The sequence below is a fragment of the Acidobacteriota bacterium genome (assembly GCA_028875725.1).
Taxonomy (GTDB): Bacteria; Acidobacteriota; Thermoanaerobaculia; order Multivoradales; family Multivoraceae; genus Multivorans.
Map to the genome: position 1 here is coordinate 379,258 of JAPPCR010000023.1, position 20,459 is coordinate 399,716.

Sequence of the window (20,459 nt, forward strand, 5' to 3'; positions counted from 1 at the left end):
CACTTCGATCGTCTCGCTCTGCCGTAGCTGAGTCCGCATGCATGTCTCCCACGTAATCCACGCCGTCGACACGCACGTCTGCGGCGAACCCGGCCGGGTGATCGTCGGCGGCGTTCTCGACGTCCCCGGGGCGACGATGTTCGAGAAGATGCGCTACCTCGAGACGGAGGCCGACGAGCTGCGCCTGCGGATGCTGCGCGAGCCGCGCGGCTATCCCGCCGCGAACTGCAACCTGATCCTGCCCGCCACGCATCCCGACGCGGTGGCCGGCTACGTGATCATGGAGCAGGTCGAGTACCCCGGCATGTCGGGCACGAACACGATCGCCGTCGTCACCGTGCTGATCGAGACCGGGATGGTGCCGCACACGGAACCCGTCACCGAACTCACCCTGGAGTCGCCCGCCGGCCTGATCCGGGTGCGCGCTGACGTCGAGCGTGGAAAGGTGAAGCGAGTCGAGTTCGAGAACGTACCCGCCTTCGCCGTCCACCTCGACGCCGTCCTCGACGTGCCCGAACTCGGCAACGTGACCGTCGACGTCGCCTACGGCGGCATGTTCTACGTGATCGCCGACGCCGACCAGGTCGGCCTCACCCTGGCGCCGGAAGAGGCCGCCGAAGCGACCCGGGTCGGCGAGATGATCAAGGCGGCCTGCCAGGAGCAGCTTCCGCCGCCGGTGCATCCGCTCAATCCGGAGATCCGAGGCGTGACGATCGGCCAGCTCTCGGCGCCGCCGCTGAACCCCGGCTCGCACCGGCGCAACACGGTGATCGTCTCGACCGGCACGCTCGACTGGAACAGGCCACTGACCTGGACCGGCGCCCTCGACCGCTCCCCCTGCGGCACGGGCACCTGCGCCAAGATGGCGGCGATGTGGGCCAAGGGCGAGTTGCCCGTCGGCCAGGAGTTCGTCCACGAGGGCGTCCTCGGCACGACCTTCACCGGGCGCATGGTGCGGGAAACGAAGGTCGGCCATGTCGACGCCGCGGTGCCGACGCTGGCGGGCACGGCATGGATTACCGGCTTTGCCCAGTACGTCGTCGACCCGGAGGACCCCTTCCCCAACGGGTTCACGGTCGGCGACATCTGGGGCGGCCACTAAGTTGCATGGAACTGGCCGCCAGTTCCATGCAACGCAGCGCAGCGAGTACGCTGCGACTTAGAGGAGTGAGTGCGATGAGCGAAGACAGAGTCATGGTCGTCACCGGCGCGTCGAGCGGCCTGGGAGCCGAGGTCTGCGAACACTTTGCGCTGAAGGGCTACCGCGTGGTGATGAGCTACCTGATCGAGCCCGAAGCGCAGGCGACCTATGACCGCATCGCGGCCAGCGTGGGCAGCACCGAGCGGCTGATGAAGGTCCAGGCCGATGTAGCGAACCGGGAACAGGTGCGCGCGATGTTCGACGCCGTGATCGAGCGGTTCGGCCAGGTCGACGTCCTGATCAACTTCGCCGGCATCAACCGCGACGCGCCCTTCACGGAGTTGACCGATGACATGTGGGACTCGGTCGTCTCCGCGCATCTTCGCGGCCACTTCGTCTGCGGCCAGGAGTTCGTGTTCCACAACCCCGACCGCCCGGGCGTGATCATCAACCTGGGCGCCGCCTGCGGCCAGATCGGGCGCAAGAACGGAGCGAACTTCTGCAGCGCCAAGGGCGGCGTGATCGCGCTGACCAAGTGCATGGCGCAGGAGCTCTCGCCCCGGATCCGCGTCAACTGCCTGGTGCCCGGATCGGTGAGGACGCGCGAGGTCATCGATCGCTACGACCTCGAAACAGAGGAGGGTCTGGCGAAGGAACTCGCCACCCTGCCGATGGGACGGCTCGGTGAATTCGAGGACATCACCCGGATGGTCGACTGCATGATCGGCTCCGAGTTCACGACCGGCGCCACCTTCTACGCCAACGGCGGCCAGTACATGCATTGAAGCGCCTCGGCGCAGCGCTCCGCGGCTTGCTTCGCCACCCGCTCGAGGTGGCGGTGTGCACGATCCTGGTGGCGCTGGTCGCGGTGACGTTCTCCCAGGTCGTCTTCCGCTACGTCCTGCAGGCGTCGCTCTCCTGGTCGGAGGAGCTTGCCCGCTTCCTCCTGATGTGGCTGGCCGCGCTCGCCACGGCCTACGCGATGAAGACGGGCGCCCACTTCGCGCTCCACTTCGTTGTCGATCGAACGCCGCCGGCCGCTCAGCGCGTGATCGGGTCCGCGGTCGCCCTCAGCGCGGCAGCGTTCCTGGTCGTCTTCGCCTACCAGTCGCTCCGTTTCGCGATCGAGGTGCACGACATGCTCGCGCCGGCGACGCGCATGTCGATGGCGGTGCCGTACTCGTCCGCCTTCGTCGGCAGCACGCTGGCCCTCTACTACGTGCTCGTGAACTGGCGCCGGGAGCTTCGGGGACGGCCCGAGGCGCCGGCGGAGTAGAGGCGGCGCGACGATGGGCATTCTGGTCATCCTGACCCTGGTGGCGGCGCTGCTGCTCGGCGTACCGGTGGCCATCGCGCTGGCCCTCGCGGCCATGGTCGGCCTGCTCTACAGCTCGCCCGAGTTCCTGATCGTGTTGCCGCAGAAGTTCCTGGCCGGCCTGGATTCCTTCCCGCTGCTCGCGGTGCCCCTGTTCGTGCTCGCCGGAGCGCTCATCTCCCACGGCGGCATGGCGCGCAGGATCGTCGACCTGGCGATGCAGTTCGTGGGCCGCCTGCCGGGCGGCCTCGGCCTGGTCGTCATCCTGTCGACGATGCTGTTCTCCGGCATCTCCGGATCGCCGAGCGCGAACACGGCCGCCATCGGCTCCGTCGCCCTGCCTGCCATGCGGCAGCGGCAGTACCCGCCGGCGTTCGCAACCGCCGTCTTCGCCTCGGCCGGCGGCGTCTCGACCCTGGTGCCGCCCGCGATCGACCTGATCATCATCGGCGTCGTCTCGGGGATGTCGATCGGGGCCCTGTTCGCGGCCGGCATCACGCCAGCGATCGTGCTGGGTCTGGCCCTCATGGGGCTGACCTACATCAAGGCCCTCGACCTCAACCTGCCGCTCGAGGCGAAGGCGTCCTGGCCCCAGCGCCTCCGCGTGATCCGCAACGGCATCCTGCCACTGTTCATGATCGTCATCATCCTCGGCGGTATCTACGGCGGCGTGTTCACGCCCACCGAGGCCTCCGCCGTCGCTGTCGTCTACGGCGCCCTGGTGTCCTTCTTCGTCTACCGGGAACTGAAGCTCGAGGACGTCCCGAAGGTCCTGCTGCAGACCGCCTCGCTCTCCGGTGTCGTCCTGTTCGTGCTGGGGACCGCGTCGATGTTCTCCTTCGTCCTTACGTTCGAGCGCCTGCCTCATCTGCTGGCGGAAGGGATTTCGACCCACGCTCCGAACTGGATCGTCTTCATCCTCTTCGTCCACCTGATCTTCCTCTTTCTCGGCATGGTCATGGACGCCCTGCCGCCGATCATCATCCTGATGCCCATCCTGCTGCCGGCGGCTATCGCCCTCGGCATGGATCCGCTCCACTTCGGCATCCTGGTCGCGGCCAACGTCGGCATCGGGATGATCTCGCCGCCGGTCGGCATCTGCCTGTACGTCGCCTGCGGCATCTCGAAGACGCCGATCGAGAAGGTAACGCCCAAACTGCTGCCCTTCCTCGCGTTGCTGCTCACGATGCTTGTCGTGCTTACCTTCGTGCCGGAGGCCACGCTGTGGCTGCCGGAGGCCCTCGGCTATGAGTAGCTGGTTGCGCCGGCATGCCGCAGCCCTCGCCCTCGGCGTACTCGCCCTCCTCGCCGGCTGCCGCGCCAGCGACGGCGTCACCGTACTCAAGGTCGCACACAACGGCCCGGTCGGACACCCGTTCCAGGCCGGCTTCGAGGAGTTCAGCCGGGTCCTGGAAGACCGTACCGGCGGCGCGGTCCAGGTGCAGATCTTCGAGAACGAGCAACTGGGCACCGAGGAGGAGGCGACCCTGATGGTCAAGCTGGGAGCGCTTGCCGCCTCGGCCGCCAGCGCCGGCGGCGGCATCGCCGCCTTCGTGCCGGAAGCCGAGATCTTCAACTTCCCGTTCATCTTCCAGGACCTCGACCACTTCTACCGGGTGATCGACGGCCCGGTCGGCGAGCGGGTCGCCGCTCGCATCGAGGAGGAACTCGACGTCGTCGTCCTCGGCTACTGGTTCGCCGGCCGGCGCAACGCCTGGAACGCGGAAAGGCCGATCGTCACGCCGGACGACTTCGAGGGGCTGAAGATCCGGGTCATCCCGACCCCGATCCTTGTCGACACCTTCAACGCCCTCGGCGCCCAGGCGACGCCGATGTCGTTCGGCGAGCTCTATTCGGCGCTGGAACAGGGCGTCGTCGACGGCGCCGAGACGGACCACGTCGACCTCTACGGTGAGCGTTTCTACGAGGTCACGAAGTACGTGTCCTACACGCGGCACCTCTATCTGGCCGTCGCGCTGATCTTCAGCCGAAAGCTCTACGACGAAATGCCTCCGGACGTTCAGGCGGCCGTCCTCGACGCCGGCAGGGCCTCGGTCCAGGTCGAGCGGGAGGCGATGGCGTCGATGACCGCGGCGGCCCTGGTCGAGCTGGAGAAGCTCGGTCTCGAGTTCAACGAGATCGACCGCGGCCTGTTCGAGGAAAGAGTGCGTCAGGTCTACGTCGACAACGCGGCCCGGGTCGGCGGGCTCGAGGCGATCGAGGAGGTTGCCAGGCAGTAGGCGTCGCGACTTCCATCCAAGGCGTTGAATGTCAGTTGACCCCGGTGTTGCCCGGCGCTAACGTAGTTGGAACATTCGGTACACGGATTTCTCCGGCCGTCGCAGATCAGCGAACCGGCCTGCGCATAGCACCTCAGGAGACAGCTAGAGCTCAAGGAAGGAAGGCGGCCATGAAGCACCGCGGAACCACCGGTTCTCGCGCTCTTGCCCCGGCGGCAAGAGTCCCACGGATCACCCTGTCGGGGGTACTCATCGCCTTCATCTGCGCGGCCGCATGGGGCCAGTCGATCGAGCGCGGCTCGATCACCGGCACCATCACGGACCCCAACGGCGACCGCATGCCCGGCGTCAACGTCACTCTCACGTCGGGAGAACTCGGCGCGACCAGCGACACGATGACGGACGCGAACGGCCGCTACCGCTTCGTCGCTCTGCTGCCGTCCACCTACACCGTGGCGGCCTCCATCGAGGGCTTCTCGACCGCGCAGCAGGAAGACATCGAACTCACGGTCGGCAAGACCCTGAGCGTCGACCTGACGATGCAGTTGGGGAGCGTCGAGGACATCATCATCGTCGAGGGCTCGCCGCTCATCGACGTCCGCAGTTCGACGCTTGTGACGACGGAACTCAACAACGAGATCCTGATGGAGGTGCCGACCCAGCGCAGCATCCGCGGCGTCGTGCAGTTGGCTCCCGGCGTCCACTCCCAGAACGCGGACGGAAGGCAACCTTCAGCCTATGGCTCACCCGGCATGGGCGTCCAGTTCTCGATCGACGGCGTCGTCATCAACAGCCCGGAGGCGGGCGAGAGCGAGGTGCCTCTCGGCTTCTTCTCAGTCGAGGACGTCACCGTCCTCGGCGCCGGCGCCTCGGCCGAGTACGGCGGCTACAGCGGCGTGATCGTCAACGTGACGACGAAGCAGGGCTCGAACGACCTGAACGGTCTGGTCGACCTGCAACTTGCCGACAACGACTGGCAGTCCCAGAACACGAACGACCCCGATCTGCAGCGCAGCGGCAGCGACCGCTCGGACACGGAAGTCCACTTCGACATCGGCGGACCGGTGCAGCGCGACAAGGCGTGGTTCTTCGCCTCGTTCAAGTACCGCCAGGAGGACTCGAAGGCCAGCGGGGACCATGTCAACGCCCCGACCTACGAGAGGCCCCGCTACCTCGGCAAGATCAACTGGACGCCGACACAGGAGAAGATCTTCAGCGGCATGCTCGAGTACAGCACCCGCGACCAGGCCTACCAGGGCGCGGACGAGGGTGACTTCATCGCCCCCGGAGCCACCGTCAGCCTGGAGGGGACCCAGTACCTGTTCAACTTCAACTACACGGACATGCTGTCCCAGAACACGCTGCTCGATCTGAAGTTCGGCGGCTATCACCAGCGTCAGGCCGAGACGCCCGACGGCGGCGATACACCCGCCCGCTACGACATCTATGAAGACCGCCTTACCGAGAACTGGTGGGGGCCCTTCAATGCCAACCGGGAGCGCTACCAGCTCATTGCCTCGGTCAGCCACTTCACGGATGACTTCATCCGCGGCGAGCACGACTTCAAGTTCGGCGTCGAGCTGCAGAACACGCTGGTCAACACGCTCAACCAGTACGCGGGCGGCAAGTTCTACGAGGACTACGCCGGCGAGAACTACATCCTCTTCGAGAGCACCGGCTACGACACCTATGCCGACACCGACAAGATCGTCGGCTACGTGCAGGACTCCTGGGGAATCAACGACCGGGTGAGGCTGAACCTCGGCCTGCGGGCCAACTACTGGCGCGGGGCCGTCGAGTCGGACGTGAACGGCGTCCGCTTCGATCAGGGCAGCGTGTTCACGCCCGAACTCGGGATCGCGCCGCGCATCGGACTGAACATCAACCTCGGAGACGACAACGACTCCGTGCTGAAGGCGCACTGGGGGCGCTACTACCACCAGGTCATCTCGCTGTTCTACAGCCGGCTGGCACCCGAGAGCAACGTGACGGGCTACATCTGGAACGCCGACGACGAGGTCTGGGAGCACGACTTCACCGAAGGGCGAGGTCCCGGCCAGTGGACGATCGACGACAACCTCGGCGTGCCCTACATGCACGCCCTGGACGTCGGCTGGGAGCAGGTCCTCACGCGTACCGTCTCGCTCGACATCACGGCGACCTATCGGACGAACCACCAGTTCCTGGACGGCGTGAACCTCACCGGCGAGTTCGAACCCACGCGGTACACGGATCCCGACAGCGGACGGACCTTCAACGTCTTCAACCAGACGAACGAAGGCGAGAACCGGTACTACTTCACGAACGTCAACCACTGCCAGGACTACGGGCAGGCGTACAAGGAGATCACCTGCTTCAGGAAGGTCCGCAAGTACGCCGGGATCACGGCAAGCCTCGCCAGGCGGTGGCGCAACAACTGGCAGATGCAGGCTTCGTGGACCTACGGTGAGGCAAGAGGCAGCGACAACAACGGATGGTACGAGTTCCTGGAGGGAAGAGGCTCCCAGCTCGGCAGTTCGACCTTCTTCAGGGACCCGAACGACCAGATCAACGCCTACGGCAATCTGACGATCGATCCAACGCACCTGATCAAGGTTCTGGGCAACGCCCGACTCCCGGGCGGGGTCGTCGTGGGCGGCTACCTCTCCTACTTCTCGGGCAACACCTATAACCAGCTCATCAGGGTGGAAGACGTCGATCAGACTTCGGACATCTACGGCTACCCGGCGGGCTCCTTCCGTCTCGACGACGGCATCAACCTCGATCTGAGGGTGGAGAAGGACTTCAACATCGGCAGTAACCGCAGGCTCGGCGTCGGCATCGATGTCTTCAACGTCGGCAACGCCGACACGGTCATCGAAGCCGAACAGACCCTGAACAGCGACCGGCCCTTCGGCGCCCCGAGGCGGCTCATACGCGGTCGGGTCTGGCGAATCGGGGCGCGCTTCCACTTCTAGGCGGCGCCGCGCGGCGCGGCGGGTGCGACGGAGGTTGCACCCGCCTGCTTGGGGGCGGAGGAGAGGGTCTCAGCGGCCGCTCGCACTTACCGGATGGATGAGAGGGGAGTGCTCGCTGCGGTCGGCTGCGCTCCGGTTGGTCGTCGGACGATGAAGGGTCGCAGGGCGTCGCTTGCCGACAGCCTCGCTGAGACCCTCTCCTCCGCCCCTGGGCAGGCTGGACGTCGTCGGGCAACCAAACGGCAGCCAAGAGAGACGCGCCTGGCTCTTCCGGATGTCGGTGCGCCGGCCCTCTGGCCGGCCGGTACCGCGGGTCTTCTGACCCACGGGGAAGCAGGGCCGCGAAGCGGCGCCGCCGAATTCTCTCGTATGCGGTGGCGCTGCTAGCCTTCGGATTCCGCCATGGGCAGCGAACGACCCCGCCGGGAGGAAACCAGCGAGTTGACCGCTGGCCGGGCGAAACGGAACGTGCCGATCCGCTGGATCGGGCTAGCTGTGGCCCTGGCCGTTGCCGCTGTTGTGGTGGTCGGTGTGGGGATCCGTCTACTGTCCGGCGGGGAGGTCGTTGCGCCGTCGGGGCACGTGCTGGGTCGGCTCCCGGCCGGGGTCGGGCCCGGTGACCTGAGCCTTCTGCTCATCACGCTGGACACGACCCGGGCGGATCGCATCGGGGCCTACGGGTTCGCTGACATCGAGACGCCGCACATGGACCGGCTGGCGGCGGAGGGGGTGCTGTTCGAGCAGGCGGAGGCGGTGGCGCCGCTGACCTTGCCGGCGCATTCGTCGATCTTCACCGGACAGTTCCCGCCGGCTCACGGGGTCAGGGACAACGGCGCCTTCTACCTGGGCGACGAGCACGTCGTTCTGGCCGAGATCCTGAGGGACGAGGGGCTGCGTACCGGCGGTTTCGTGGCGGCGTTCGTGCTAGACGCGAAGTGGGGGATAGCCCAGGGCTTCGACCACTACTTCGACGACTTCGACCTGAGCGACACCGTGCGGCTGGCGCTGAACGAGATCGAGCGGCCGGCGGGCGAGGTCACGGACGCCGCGTTGACATGGCTCGACGAGGCCCCGGAGGCGCGCTTCTTCTCCTGGGTCCACTTCTACGATCCGCACTCGCCCTACGAACCGCCGGAACCGTTCGCCGAGCGCTACCGGAACCGTCCATACATCGGCGAGATCGCCTACGTCGACTCGCAGGTCGGCCGGTTGCTGGACTGGCTCGACGAGAACGGGCGCGCCGACGACACCGTCGTCATCGTGATCGGAGACCACGGTGAGAGTCTCGGCGAGCACGGCGAATCCGGCCACGGCTTCTTCGTCTACGAGGGGGCGACGCGGGTTCCCTTCATCCTTCGCGCGCCCTACGACACGATGCGGGGCCGCAGGATCGGCGATGTGGTCAGGGCGGTCGATGTCTTCCCGACCGTCCTCGACCTGCTGGCGGTCGACGCGGGCCAGGCGGAGCGGGATTCCTCCTTCGAAGGCGCAAGCATCGTCCGGCTCCTGACCGGCGCCTCCGGGCCACGGCTGCCGGCTTACGCGGAAGCCGTCTATCCGCGCTATCACTACGGCTGGAGCGACCTCGCCGCGCTGCGAGTCGAGAACATGAAGTACGTCGCCGCGCCCCGGCCCGAGCTGTACGACCTGGCGGTCGACCCGGACGAGCAGAACAACCTGTACTCGGCGCGGCCCGACGAGGCGGACCGGATGGCCTCCATGCTCCAGTCCCTCGAGTCGCGATGGGCCGACGTGGCACGGCCGGCGGCGATTGAGGAGATCGATCCGGAGACCCGCGCGCGGCTCGCCGCCCTCGGCTATCTGGCCAGTTTCGGCGGCAGTACCGACGAGAGCGTGGACCGGGCCCTGCTCGCCGACCCCAAGGACCGGATCCATCTCTTCAACCTGATGCGCGACGCGCGCGAGGCTTCGCTCAAGGGAAACCGGCCGGCGGCCGTCGAAGCCCTCGAACGGGTGCTGCTCGAGGACCCGTCGGTGATCGACGCCTGGGTCCGGCTGGGCGACGAGCAGATGCGCGGCGACGACACCGGCGCCGCGATCGAGAGCTACCGGAGAGCCATCGAACTGAAGCCCGACTACGCCCACGCCGTGATCAACCTCGCCAACGCCTACCGCCGGACCGGCGCGGCGGAGGAGGCGATCCTCGGCTACCAGGAGTTCCTGCGCCTCGATCCCCGCAACGCGATCATCCACTACGAACTGGCGCGGATGCTCGTGGCCAGCGGCGACCTGGAGGGCGCCGACGGACACCTCCGGGAGGCCGCCGCCCTGTCACCTGAGATGGGCGCCGCGGTCGTCAGCCAGGGCGCCGTGGCCCTGCTGCGGTCCGACCTCGAAGCCGCGCAACGGCTGTTCGAGGAGGCGCTGGCGATCCAGCCGGACGTGCGCCTCGCCCACTTCAACCTCGCCCTGCTGGCCGAAGAGCGCGGCGATCCGCGGGCGGCCGCCGACTTCTACCGTCGCGAACTCGACGTCCATCCGCAGTCCTACCGGGTCCAGTTCAACCTCGGCCGGCTGCTGGACAACCTCGGCGACCGCTACGGGGCGACCGCGGCGCTCGAGCAATCGATCGAGATCAACCCCGAGTTCGCCATCGGCCACTTCTTCCTGGCCAAATCCCTCGTCGACCGCAACGAAGAGCTGGAGCGCGCGATGGAACTGGCGCGAACCGGCCTGGAACTCGACCCCGGCTCCGACATGGCGCCCATGGGCCACTACCTGCTCGCCGACATCTTCACCCGCCTTGGCCAACCGGAAGAGGCACGACGTGAACTCGCATCGGCCCGAGCCCTGGAAGGCCGGGGTTGAGCGCCCTCCCATGGGCGTAGAGAGTTCCGCCAAGCCGACGACCGCTCTCTGGGTGCGCGGGTCCTCTGACCGGCATCAAGCGCGATGCCGCGAAGCGGCGAGCGCGTACCTTGCCCTCCCGCTGATCCTCCTCCTCACTGCCTGCACCCCACCCACCGACACCGACCCCGCCTCCACCACCGAACCCGCCATCTTCATCGACGCCGCCCCTGCCGCGAACCTCGACTTCGTCTACTTCAACGGCATGTCGGGCGAGCACTACTTCAACGAGATCATGGGCGGCGGCGCCGCCCTGTTCGATTTCGACAACGACGGCGACCTGGACCTCTACCTCCTCCAGGGCCGGATGATCGGCCCCGATCTCACGCTCGAGGACGCCTTGTTCCCGCCGCCTCCCGGCACGGCCCTCACCGACCGCCTCTACCGCAACGACCTGGAACCCGGCGGCGGCGGCGACCTCAGTTTCACCAACGTCACCGAGACAAGCCGGATCGAAGCCGCCGGCTACGGCATGGGCGTCGCCACTGGCGACTTCGACAACGACGGCTGGACGGACCTCTACGTCACGAACTTCGGCTCCAACCAGTTGCTGCGAAACCGCGGCGACGGCACGTTCGACGACGTCACGGCCGCCTCGGGCGCCGACGATCCCCGCTGGTCCGTCGCCGCCACGTTCTTCGATCTCGACCGAGACGGCTGGCTGGACCTCTACGTCGGCAACTACGTCGACTACTCGCTGGCGGACAACACGCCGTGCCCGCTCCCGAGCGGGGTTCTGACCTACTGCGCCCCCGGCGCCTACCCGCCGGCGGCCGACAGCCTGTTCCGCAACCGGGGCGACGGCACCTTCGAGGACGTGTCCGCGGCCTCCGGGATCGGCAACGAGCCGGGTTCCGGCCTCGGCGCGGTTGCCGCCGACTTCAACGGCGACCGCTGGATCGACCTCTACGTGGCGAACGACCTGATGTGGAACCGGCTATGGATCAACCGGGGCGACGGCACCTTCGCCGACAACGCCCTGCTGGCCGGAGTCGCCGTCAACAGCGACGGCCAGCCCGAGGCCGGCATGGGCGTCGACGCAGGGGACTTCGACGGCGACGGCGACCCGGACATCGTCCTCAGCCACCTGGAACAGGAGACGAACACCCTCTACGTCAACGGCGGCGCCGGCCTGTTCCGCGACCAGTCGGCGTCATCCCGGCTCGGGCCGCCGAGCCTGCCGTTCACCGCGTTCGGCATCGGCTGGATCGACTACGACAACGACTCCCGGCTCGACCTGCTCGTCGTCAACGGCGCCGTGATCGGCATGGACGCGTTGATCCGGGAGGGTGACCCCTATCCGCTGCGGCAGACGGACCAGCTCTTCCACAACCTCGGCCACGCCACCTTCGCGGACGTCACGGCCGAGGCCGGGCCGGTCTTCGAGTCGTCCGAAGTCAGCCGTGCCGCCGCCTTCGGTGACGTCGACAACGACGGCGACCTGGACGTCGTCGTCGTCAACAGCAACGGGCCAACCCGCCTGCTCCTGAACCAGGTCGGCCAGGATCGGTCGTGGCTGGGTTTGAGGCTCGTCGCTCACAACCGCGACGCGCTGGGCGCTCACGTCACGATCCACCGGCCAGGCGCAACGCCGATCTGGCGCCACGTCCACACCGACGGCAGCTACGCCTCGGCCAGAGACCCTCGGGTGCTCGTCGGGCTGGGCGCTGGCGCGTCCGGCGCCGTCACCCGCGTCGAAGTCCGCTGGCCAGACGGCGCAGGCGAGACGTGGGCCGGCGTACGCGTCGGTGAGTATCAGACCCTGTTCCAGGGCGAAGGAGAAGCAGTCGACCGGCAGCGGTGAGCACCGCCAACCGCTCAATACGGCGGAAACGCGTCCGCCGCCCGGGCGCAACAGGCCTCGCGACGCTCGTAGCGCTCCAGGTTCCGAGCCAGCCGCCGCTCTTCGCCGGTGCGACCCTGACGGAGTGCTTCCTGGACGAGGGTGCGCTGGATGCTGACCGCTTCCTCGAAGCGGCCAACTTCAGCCAGCGCCATGGCTGCGGTCTCGGCGCTCGGCGCCGAGTTGTCCGCTTCGAGGAGAGCTCCGGCGATGGCCATGGCCATCTGACCGTCGCGAAGCGATGGGTCCGGGGCGCCGGCGAGGAGCCGGGCGAGCGAGTGAGCGGCCGGCCCGTCGGCCGAGTCGACCGCCAGCCGCGCTTCGAGCACGGCCCTGGCGTCCGCGAAGCGCCCCAGTCCCATCAGCACCGTCGCCTCGCGCAGCCAGGCGAGCCCCTGCGTCGGGTCGAGGTCGCGCACCCGCGTGTAGTGCGACAGGGCTTCCTCCAACCGGCCGGTGCGCACCAGGGCCTCGGCGAGGCCGAAATGAACCTGCGGTGTCCGGTCGCCCTCGGGTAGCAGGCGCAAGGCCTCGCGCAGTTCCGTGGCGGCCGAGTCGAAGTCGCCAGTCTGCGCGAGCACGGCGCCGAGCCCGAGTCGAGCATCGCCGTTCGCAGCGTCACTCTCGAGCACCTGGCGGTATGTAGCCTCCGCCTCGTCGAGCCGACTCATTCGAGTCTGGACGTTGCCCAGCGTCAGCAGCGCCTCCACCTGCCCCGGCTCGAGTTCGACCGCCCGGCCGAGGTGCTCCAGCGCGCGATCGTTTCGCCCCAGTTCACTAAGGAGAACGCCGAGGTCCGAGTGGGCCTGGGCGTTCCCGGGTTCCAGACGGATCGCAACGCCGAAGTGCTCCACGGCCGCTTCGGGACTGCCACGACGGACCAGCAGCGTCCCGAGGCTCTCGTGCGCGCGCACATTCGTCGCGTCGGCCGCCACCGCCTGCCGGTAGGCGGATTCCGCTTCGGCCAGCCGACCCTCCCGGGCGGCGGCATGGCCTCGGGCAAGATGGGGCAAGGCGCCGATGGCGAGCGTCGTCAACTCGTGCATCAGCGGATCGGCCATGGCGACACGGCTCGGCCCGCTCCGCGCCAGCGCTTCTTCGGCGCGGTCGAACTCGCCCAGTTCGCGGTAGGCCTGACCGAGGTTGTAGTGGACGACGGAAGCACGCGGCTGCAGCGTCAGCGCGCGCTGGAACTGCTCGATGGCCTGGCGGTACTCGCCACGCTCCTCGGAGACCCGGCCCATCCCATAGGCCACGGCGGCCGAATCGTCGACGGCAGCAGCCCGAACGTAGAGCAGCTCCGCCTCCCCGACCCGCCCCTGCTCGAGTTCCAGGTCGGCGAGCCGGATCAGGGCCGGCCCGTCGTCGCGACGCAGTTCGAGAGCGTGCCGGAAAGCCGTGGCCGCGGCTTCGACGTCCCCGCTTCCAGCTGCGAGGACCCCCAAGTAGTAGGCCCATTCGAAGGAATCGGGAGCCAGCGCGTGCGCCTTCTCGTAGCAGGCCAGTGCTGCCTCCAGCAGGCGGTGGGCCTGGTAGAGACGACCCAACTCGCCCAACGCTCGTGCCTGCTCGGCGGTGGTCGCCGTGTCGCTGGTGAGCACGGTGTCGAGAGCGGCGCGCCTGGCTTCGAGTTCTCGGGCGAGCGGCGGCTCCAGGTCCGTCAGGGCCGGGTGCGGGATCGCGGTCTCGGCTGACGGCCCCGGCGCCTCATCGGGGCCGGGAGTGCAGGCGACATGGGTGGCCAGGAGCAGGAGAACCGCAGTCGCGCACCCGACGTACTGCTTCGAGGACTGGAGCGCTCCTGTATGGTGATCTCCATCCACCGAATGCAGGTTATCCGCTCCATCGGCTCGGTCTGGTGCGTAGCAACGCTAACTGCGTTCGGTGTCACCGCGCCGCGCGGAACGGCCCAGGCCCAGACGGCGTATTCGGCGACATCGCCGGTCGTCCCCGGCTACGAGCAACTGCGGCTCGCCGGCGCCGCGGACGAGGCCGCGCTGGGCGAGATCCTGCTCGGCGAACTGAACTGCCTTTCGTGCCACACGCCGACCGCCGCTGTTGCCGAGCGCATCCCGACCAGAGCGGCGCCCGACCTCGACCGGATTGCCGAGCGCGCCACCGGCCGCTGGCTTTCGGACTATCTGCTGGCGCCTCACGAACAGAAGCCCGGCTCGGCGATGCCGGACGTTCTCCACTCGCTCGAGCCGGACGACCGCGAAGATGTCGTGCGCACGCTGATCGGCTACCTCGCTCACCGCGGGTCGAAGTCGGTCGACTCCGGGGGACCCGAGCCGCGGCGCGGTCCGGCAGACAGCCCGGTCGCCGCCGACATCCTCGGCGACTTCCCCGTCCACCGTTTCCAGGCCACGGTCGAACGGGGACGGAGGCTCTTTCACTCCGTCGGCTGCGTCGCCTGCCACGCGCCGGAAGGCGCGGAAAGGGAACCGGCGATCCCCTCCGTGCCGTTGCCGGACCTGAACGCGAAGACCTCCGTCGCGGCGCTGGCCGGGTTCCTGCTCGATCCACGCGCCGCGCGGCCGGGCGGCCGCATGCCGCCGTTCCACCTGGCCCTGGAAGAGGCCGAGGACATCGCGGTCTACCTGCTGCGCGGGCAGACGCCGTTTGTGGCGGAACGCCGCCGGGGTTTCGAGTTCGAGTACTACCTGGATCCGGAACAGGACGAGGACGCGCCGGGCTTCTTCCTCCGCCCGGCGCCGGACCTCGACGCGCTGCGCCCGGCCGGTGCTGGCCGCATCGCCACCCTGTCGCTCGATCTGCCGGCCTCGACGAACAGTGGCAACCACGCTGTCCGCTTCAGCGGCCTGTTGCGACTCTCTGCCGCCGGGAACTACACCTTCACCCTGGCGTCGGACCGGCGATCGGGCTCCTCGCTACGGGTCGGCGACGACGTCCTCGCCGCAAAGCCCCCCTTCAGCCGCCGCGAAACGGAGGTCACGATGGAACTGGAGGCGGGCGACCATCCCGTGGAGGTGACGTACTTCATTCGCGGCAGCACCAACCGACCCTTCGTCGACGTCCGGCTCGCCGGTGCGACGCTTCCGGAGCCGACGCCGCTCCACGAACTGACCAGCCACGAGAGCGTCCGCCTGCGGCCGGCCGACGGCCCCGCCGCGCCCCGGCGACGCTACGAAGAGGACGGCAGCATTCTCTTTGCACGCTACGGCTGCTCTTCGTGCCACACCTCGCCGGGCGTCGATCCCGAGCGGGGCCGGTCCTACGCGGTGTCCCGCGCCAGGGCTCCGGCACTCGACGCCCTGGATCCGGAACAGACGCTCGCCGAACCCGCAATGCACGGCGGCGAAACGTCGCCGCGGTACCGGCTGGCGAGCCACCAGAAGCAGGCCATCCGGGCCGCGCTCGCGGCGCTTGCGGACCCGCCGCCCGAGCGTCGGCCCGAAGACGAGATCACCCTCACGATGGCGAGCTTCAACTGCTTCGCGTGCCACCAGCGCCGCATCGGCGAGGTGGAGGTCGGCGGTCCGGACCCGGTCCGGGCCGGGCATTTCCGGGTGGTCGACAACCAGGACCTGGGAGACGAGGGGCGGCTACCGCCTCCTCTTCACGGGGTCGGCGGCAAGCTCAAGCCGGAAGCGTTGCGCTCCATCCTCCTGGGAGACCGCCTGCACGTCCGGCGCGACTTCATGGAGGTCAGGATGCCGGGCTTCCCGACCGGCGCCTCCGAGCGCCTCGCGGACGCACTGGAAGCTGTCGACGCCCAGCCCGGCGATCTGGATGAGCCGCCCCTCTCCGCCGCAGGCACGGAAGACGGCCTCGAACTGATCGGCACGGGCGGCATGAGCTGCGTGACCTGCCATGACATCCACGTGCATCCGGCGCCTGGAATCTCCACGATCGACCTTGCGACCGCCTACGACCGCCTGCGCCCCGGCTGGGCGTTCCGTTTCCTGCGGAACCCGGCCGCGGTCCGCCCGGGAACCCGCATGCCCGCCTACTGGCCGGAAGGCGAGGCGAACTTCCCGCACCTCGGCGGCGGCACGACCAAGGGCCAGATCGACGCGCTCTGGGGCTTCCTGTCGCTCGGCGCCTCGATGCCGACGCCCGAGGGCATGGACATCGGTTCCGAACTCGTGCTGGTTCCGGACCAGCGCCCGCTCGTCTTCCGTACCCACATGATCGATGTCGGCCCGCGGGCGATCGCGATCGGCTTCCCGGAGAACGTCCACGCCGCCTTCGACGCGAACACCGTCCGTCTCGCGAAGATCTGGCGCGGAGCCTTCTTCGACGCGAAGGGCACCTGGCAGGGCAGAGCCGGGCAGTTCTTCGGCCCCTACGGCACGGATCTTCTCAATCTCCCGACCGGGCCTGCCTTCGCCGTTCTAGACGACATCGACAGTCCCTGGCCGGCAACGGGCCGCTACGACCGGAACGTCGGCGGCCGTTTCCTCGGTTACCGGCTGGACGATCTGGGACGCCCCGCACTCCGCTATCGCCTGGGCGACGTGCTGATCGAGGAGACACCGACACCGCTGCCTGGAGCCGGCGGCGCGAATCTGGTTCGCCGCTTCCGGCTCGACGCCGGCCCGGCTCCCCGCCCGCTCTTCCTGCTGCTGGCCGAGGGCGAGGAGATCCTGCCCGGCCCGGAGCGGACCTGGTCCGTGGACGGCACGCTCGACGTCTCCCTCGCCTCCGGCGAGGACCTCACGCCGATCGTCCGCGACTCCCAGGGCGTCCGGCAACTCCTGCAGCGGATCGAGCTCGAACCGAACGGCAGCCTCGACCTGGAAGTGACCCTGTCCTGGTGATGTTCCGTCCTTGCCAACGAACGAAGGCCGGCCAGGCCGGCGCGACCGCGCTGCGCGCGGTGCTGCTCGCCGTGCTGCTTCCGCTGCCGGCCGTCACCCAGGAACCGCTAGACGAGGAAGACCGGCGAGACATCGAAAAGGCGCTGCTCGCCAGCCAGCGGGAGGTGCTGGGCTCGCAGACCGCCGCCGAGGAACGGTACTACCGCGTGCTCACGATGCCGCTTCCGGAAGGCATGTCGATGGAGGTCGGCGGCCTGCTCCAGCTCGCGGACGGCCGCATCCTGGCGGCGACCCGCCGGGGCGAGATCTTCATCGTCGAGAACGCCTTCAGTGATCCGCCGGCACCCGTCTTCAAGCAGTACGCCTTCGGGCTCGGCCAGCCGCTCGGCCTGCTCGAACTCGACGGCTGGATCTACACCTCCCAGCGGGGCGAACTGACCCGGCTCAGGGACACTGACGGCGACGACCGGGCCGACGTGTTCGAGACCATCTCGGACGCCTGGGAAACGAGCGGCGACTACCACGAGTACGTGTTCGGTCCGCGGCTGACGCCGGACGGCAGGCTCTGGATGACGCTCAACATCCCCTTCGGCGCCGAGCCCTACGGTCCGGTCGACTGGCGCGGCTGGGCGGTGCGGGTCGATCCCGCGACCGGCGCGACCGAGTTCGTGGCCGCCGGCCTCCGCTCGCCTGCCGGTGTCGAGGTCAGCCCCTGGGGCGAGGTCTTCTACACCGACAACCAGGGCGAGTGGAACAACGCCTCGAAATTGTCGCTGATCGAGGTCGGCGACTTCCACGGCCACCCGCACGGCATGGCCTCGACCCTGCTGCCCGAGTCGATGGTCGAGCCGCCTCCCGACGGCCAGCCTGAAGGCGGGACCTTCATGAAGGACCTGCACGAGTCGATCCCCAACTTCCGCATGCCCTCCGTCTGGTTCCCCTACGTGAAGCTGGGCCAGTCGCCGTCCGGCCTCAGGTGGGACACCACCGGCGGCAGGTTCGGACCGTTCACCGGCCAGATCTTCGTTGGCGACCAGCACCACGCGATGGTCATGCGGATCTTCCTGGAGAAGGTCGGCGGCCACTGGCAGGGCGCGGCCTTCAACTTCCGGCGCGGCCTGGACAGCGGCGTCATCCGCCTCGCTTTCGCGCACGACGGGTCACTCTTCGCCGGCCTGTCCGAGCGCGGCTGGGGCAGCATCGGTCCCAGGTCGCACGGTCTCCAGCGCATCGTCTGGACCGGCGCCGTGCCATTCGAGGTCCACGAGATGCGGGCCCGTGCCGACGGCTTCGAACTCACGTTCACCGAGGCCGTCGATCCGGAGACAGCCGGCGATCCCGCGTCCTACCGGATGGAGAGCTACACGTATCGGCTCAGCGAGAACTACGGCGGCCCCGAGGAAGACAAGGTGGAAGTCGTCGTTCGTTCCGCCGAAGTGGCCGGTGACGGCAGGAGCGTCCGTCTGACCGTCGAGCCGCTCCGCGCCGGCTACGTCCACGAACTGCACCTCGACGGAGTCCGCAGCGACGACGGCGAACCGCTGCTTCACCCGGAGGCCTACTACACGCTCGTCAACATCCCTGAATAGAGGAGATCCCGTCATGCGGCACCCCCGACTCCGCCTCGCTCCGTTCACTCTCCTGCTCGCGCTGGCGATCGCCTGCGTCCCGGCGGCGCCACCCGCCGAAGAGACCGCGTCCGGCACCCACGACGACCTGCTGCAGCTCTTCGAGGAGTTCCGCGTCTTCCAGGAACCGGCGATCGTGGACGGCGTGCCCGACTACACCGCCGAGGCGATGGAGGCCCAGCGGCAGGGCCTGGAGGACTACAAGCGCCGACTCCGGGCAATCGACATCTCGGAGTGGACCGTCTCCGAGCAGATCGACCATCACCTGGTCCGCGCCGAGATGAACGGCCTCGACTTCCACCACCGGGTGACGCGGCCCTGGTCGCGGGACCCGGCCTTCTACCTGATGTCCCAGGGCGGCGCCGGGCCGGCGATGTCGGGTTTCCGGTCGCTGTTCCGATTCGAACCGCCCTTCGACGAAACGGAGCTTGCCGAGTACAGGACGACCCTCCAGGCGGTGCCGAAGGTCTACGAGCAGGCAAAGTCCAACCTGACCGAGGCAGTGCCCGATCTCGGCGGGATCGCGATCTGGGCCGCTCCGCGGGAGGCGCGCATCTACGACGAGATCGCGGAACAGCTCGCCGAGCACCACCCGGAACTCGTCCCGGACGCCGAGGCTGCCCGCGACGCGGTCCTGGCCTTCGGCGGCTGGGTCGAGGAGAACAAGCCGTCGTGGAGCGGCGTCGCCGGCATCGGCAAGGAGAACTACGACTGGTGGCTGCGCAACGTTCACCTCTCGCCCTACGGCTGGGAGGAGAGCCGGATGATCGTCGAGCAGGAGTACAACCGGCTCGTCACCTTCCTGGCGCTCGAGGAACACCGCAACCGCGACCTGCCGCCGTTCGAGATCGCCGACACGCCGCAGAAGTACGCCGACAGCCTGCACCAGGCGCTCCGTTATGTCGTCGACTTCCTGCGCGACGGCGAGGTCATGAGCGTTCCGGACTGGGTCGACCCGCACGACTACAGCGACCCGAACGAGCCGCCGGAGCCGTTGCCCTCAGACACGAGCATCGACCACAAGGCGCGGGAGCGCGAGATCCTGCCCGGCGAGACCCACGAGTACATCGGCCACATGCTCGACGACCAGCGGCGCCAGCGCGACGACCGGCCGATCCGCGGCGCCGACCGCCGCTTCAACATGGAGTGGATGCGGATGGAGGGCTGGGCGGTCGCCCTCGAGGAACTCATGATGCAGGCCGGCGTCCTCGACGAACGGCCGCGCCGCGGCCGCGAGGTCGAGTACCTGATGAACATCTCCCACATGAGCCTGGCCCTGCCCGACCTCGCCATGCACGCGAACCTGATCACCTTCGACGAATCGCGGGCACTCTGCGCCGCGCTGATGTCCAAGGGCTGGTCCCGGGAGGACGAGCGCATGGTCTGGTACGAGATGGAGTCCAACCTGCGCTTTCCCGGCTTCCACACCGGCGTCGTCGTCGGCAAGGCCCACTTCATGAAGCTCTTCCGCGAACGCGCCATGCAACTGGGCGACCAGTTCGTGCTCCGCGACTTCATCGACGAGTTCCTGGCCGGCGGCATCATCCCGATTTCCCTGATCCGCTGGGAGATGACCGGCTACGACGACGAGATCCGTTTCCTGACCGGCGAGGACGACGTGCCGAACCGGGTGTTCGATCCGGCGCTGCAACTCGCGGACCGCCAGTAGGTAGGCTGCCCGCC

At 68.4% G+C, this 20,459-nt stretch carries 12 protein-coding genes; 11 read left to right on the forward strand and 1 reads right to left on the reverse strand.

All coding sequences use genetic code 11. The features are described 5' to 3' along the window. Positions 1-37: 37 nt before the first annotated feature. The 8 genes from OXI49_17245 to OXI49_17280 all read left to right on the forward strand — a co-directional run bounded on the left by OXI49_17245 (position 38) and on the right by OXI49_17280 (position 12,325). Complete coding sequence (locus tag OXI49_17245; GenBank protein ID MDE2692247.1) at positions 38-1,102, forward strand: proline racemase family protein; 1,065 nt, start codon at positions 38-40, stop codon at positions 1,100-1,102. Between the two features lie 74 nt (positions 1,103-1,176). After that, positions 1,177-1,926 (forward strand): SDR family oxidoreductase, encoded by a 750-nt coding sequence (locus tag OXI49_17250; GenBank protein MDE2692248.1) that lies wholly within the window; start codon positions 1,177-1,179, stop codon positions 1,924-1,926. Continuing rightward, the gene (locus tag OXI49_17255) at positions 1,923-2,417 is read left to right on the forward strand and encodes a TRAP transporter small permease (GenBank protein ID MDE2692249.1); all 495 of its coding nucleotides are present in this window, start codon (positions 1,923-1,925) and stop codon (positions 2,415-2,417) included. Before OXI49_17250 ends, OXI49_17255 begins: the two co-directional genes overlap by 4 nt. 13 nt (positions 2,418-2,430) lie before the next feature. Then, complete coding sequence (locus OXI49_17260; GenBank protein MDE2692250.1) at positions 2,431-3,711, forward strand: TRAP transporter large permease; 1,281 nt, start codon at positions 2,431-2,433, stop codon at positions 3,709-3,711. Continuing rightward, a complete protein-coding gene (locus OXI49_17265) occupies positions 3,704-4,696 on the forward strand; it encodes a TRAP transporter substrate-binding protein (protein MDE2692251.1) in 993 nt (330 codons plus the stop codon). The genes OXI49_17260 and OXI49_17265 overlap by 8 nt, the downstream gene beginning before the upstream one ends. Before the next feature lie 170 nt (positions 4,697-4,866). Beyond that, positions 4,867-7,653 carry a carboxypeptidase regulatory-like domain-containing protein gene (locus OXI49_17270; protein MDE2692252.1) on the forward strand — a complete coding sequence of 929 codons (2,787 nt, stop codon included), beginning with the start codon at positions 4,867-4,869 and terminating at the stop codon, positions 7,651-7,653. 402 nt (positions 7,654-8,055) lie between these two features. Continuing rightward, positions 8,056-10,482, forward strand: coding sequence for a sulfatase-like hydrolase/transferase (locus tag OXI49_17275; protein ID MDE2692253.1), 2,427 nt, complete (start codon positions 8,056-8,058; stop codon positions 10,480-10,482). Then, on the forward strand, positions 10,442-12,325 hold the full coding sequence (locus OXI49_17280; GenBank protein MDE2692254.1) for a CRTAC1 family protein: 1,884 nt from the start codon (positions 10,442-10,444) through the stop codon (positions 12,323-12,325). The genes OXI49_17275 and OXI49_17280 overlap by 41 nt, the downstream gene beginning before the upstream one ends. A gap of 14 nt (positions 12,326-12,339) precedes the next feature. On the opposite strand, the gene OXI49_17285 is transcribed toward OXI49_17280, so the two are convergent. Beyond that, complete coding sequence (locus OXI49_17285; protein ID MDE2692255.1) at positions 12,340-14,187, reverse strand: tetratricopeptide repeat protein; 1,848 nt, start codon at positions 14,185-14,187, stop codon at positions 12,340-12,342. Here OXI49_17285 and OXI49_17290 point away from each other — a divergent pair. Genes OXI49_17290 through OXI49_17300 form a run of 3 tightly spaced genes read left to right on the forward strand, consistent with a single transcriptional unit; the run spans position 14,170 to position 20,445 of the window. Continuing rightward, positions 14,170-17,148: a hypothetical protein gene (locus OXI49_17290; GenBank protein MDE2692256.1), complete on the forward strand. Its 2,979-nt coding sequence runs from the start codon at positions 14,170-14,172 to the stop codon at positions 17,146-17,148. The genes OXI49_17285 and OXI49_17290 overlap by 18 nt on opposite strands. Beyond that, complete coding sequence (locus tag OXI49_17295; protein MDE2692257.1) at positions 17,145-18,737, forward strand: hypothetical protein; 1,593 nt, start codon at positions 17,145-17,147, stop codon at positions 18,735-18,737. Before OXI49_17290 ends, OXI49_17295 begins: the two co-directional genes overlap by 4 nt. A 13-nt stretch (positions 18,738-18,750) precedes the next feature. Next, positions 18,751-20,445, forward strand: coding sequence for a DUF885 family protein (locus tag OXI49_17300; protein ID MDE2692258.1), 1,695 nt, complete (start codon positions 18,751-18,753; stop codon positions 20,443-20,445). Positions 20,446-20,459 lie beyond the last annotated feature (14 nt).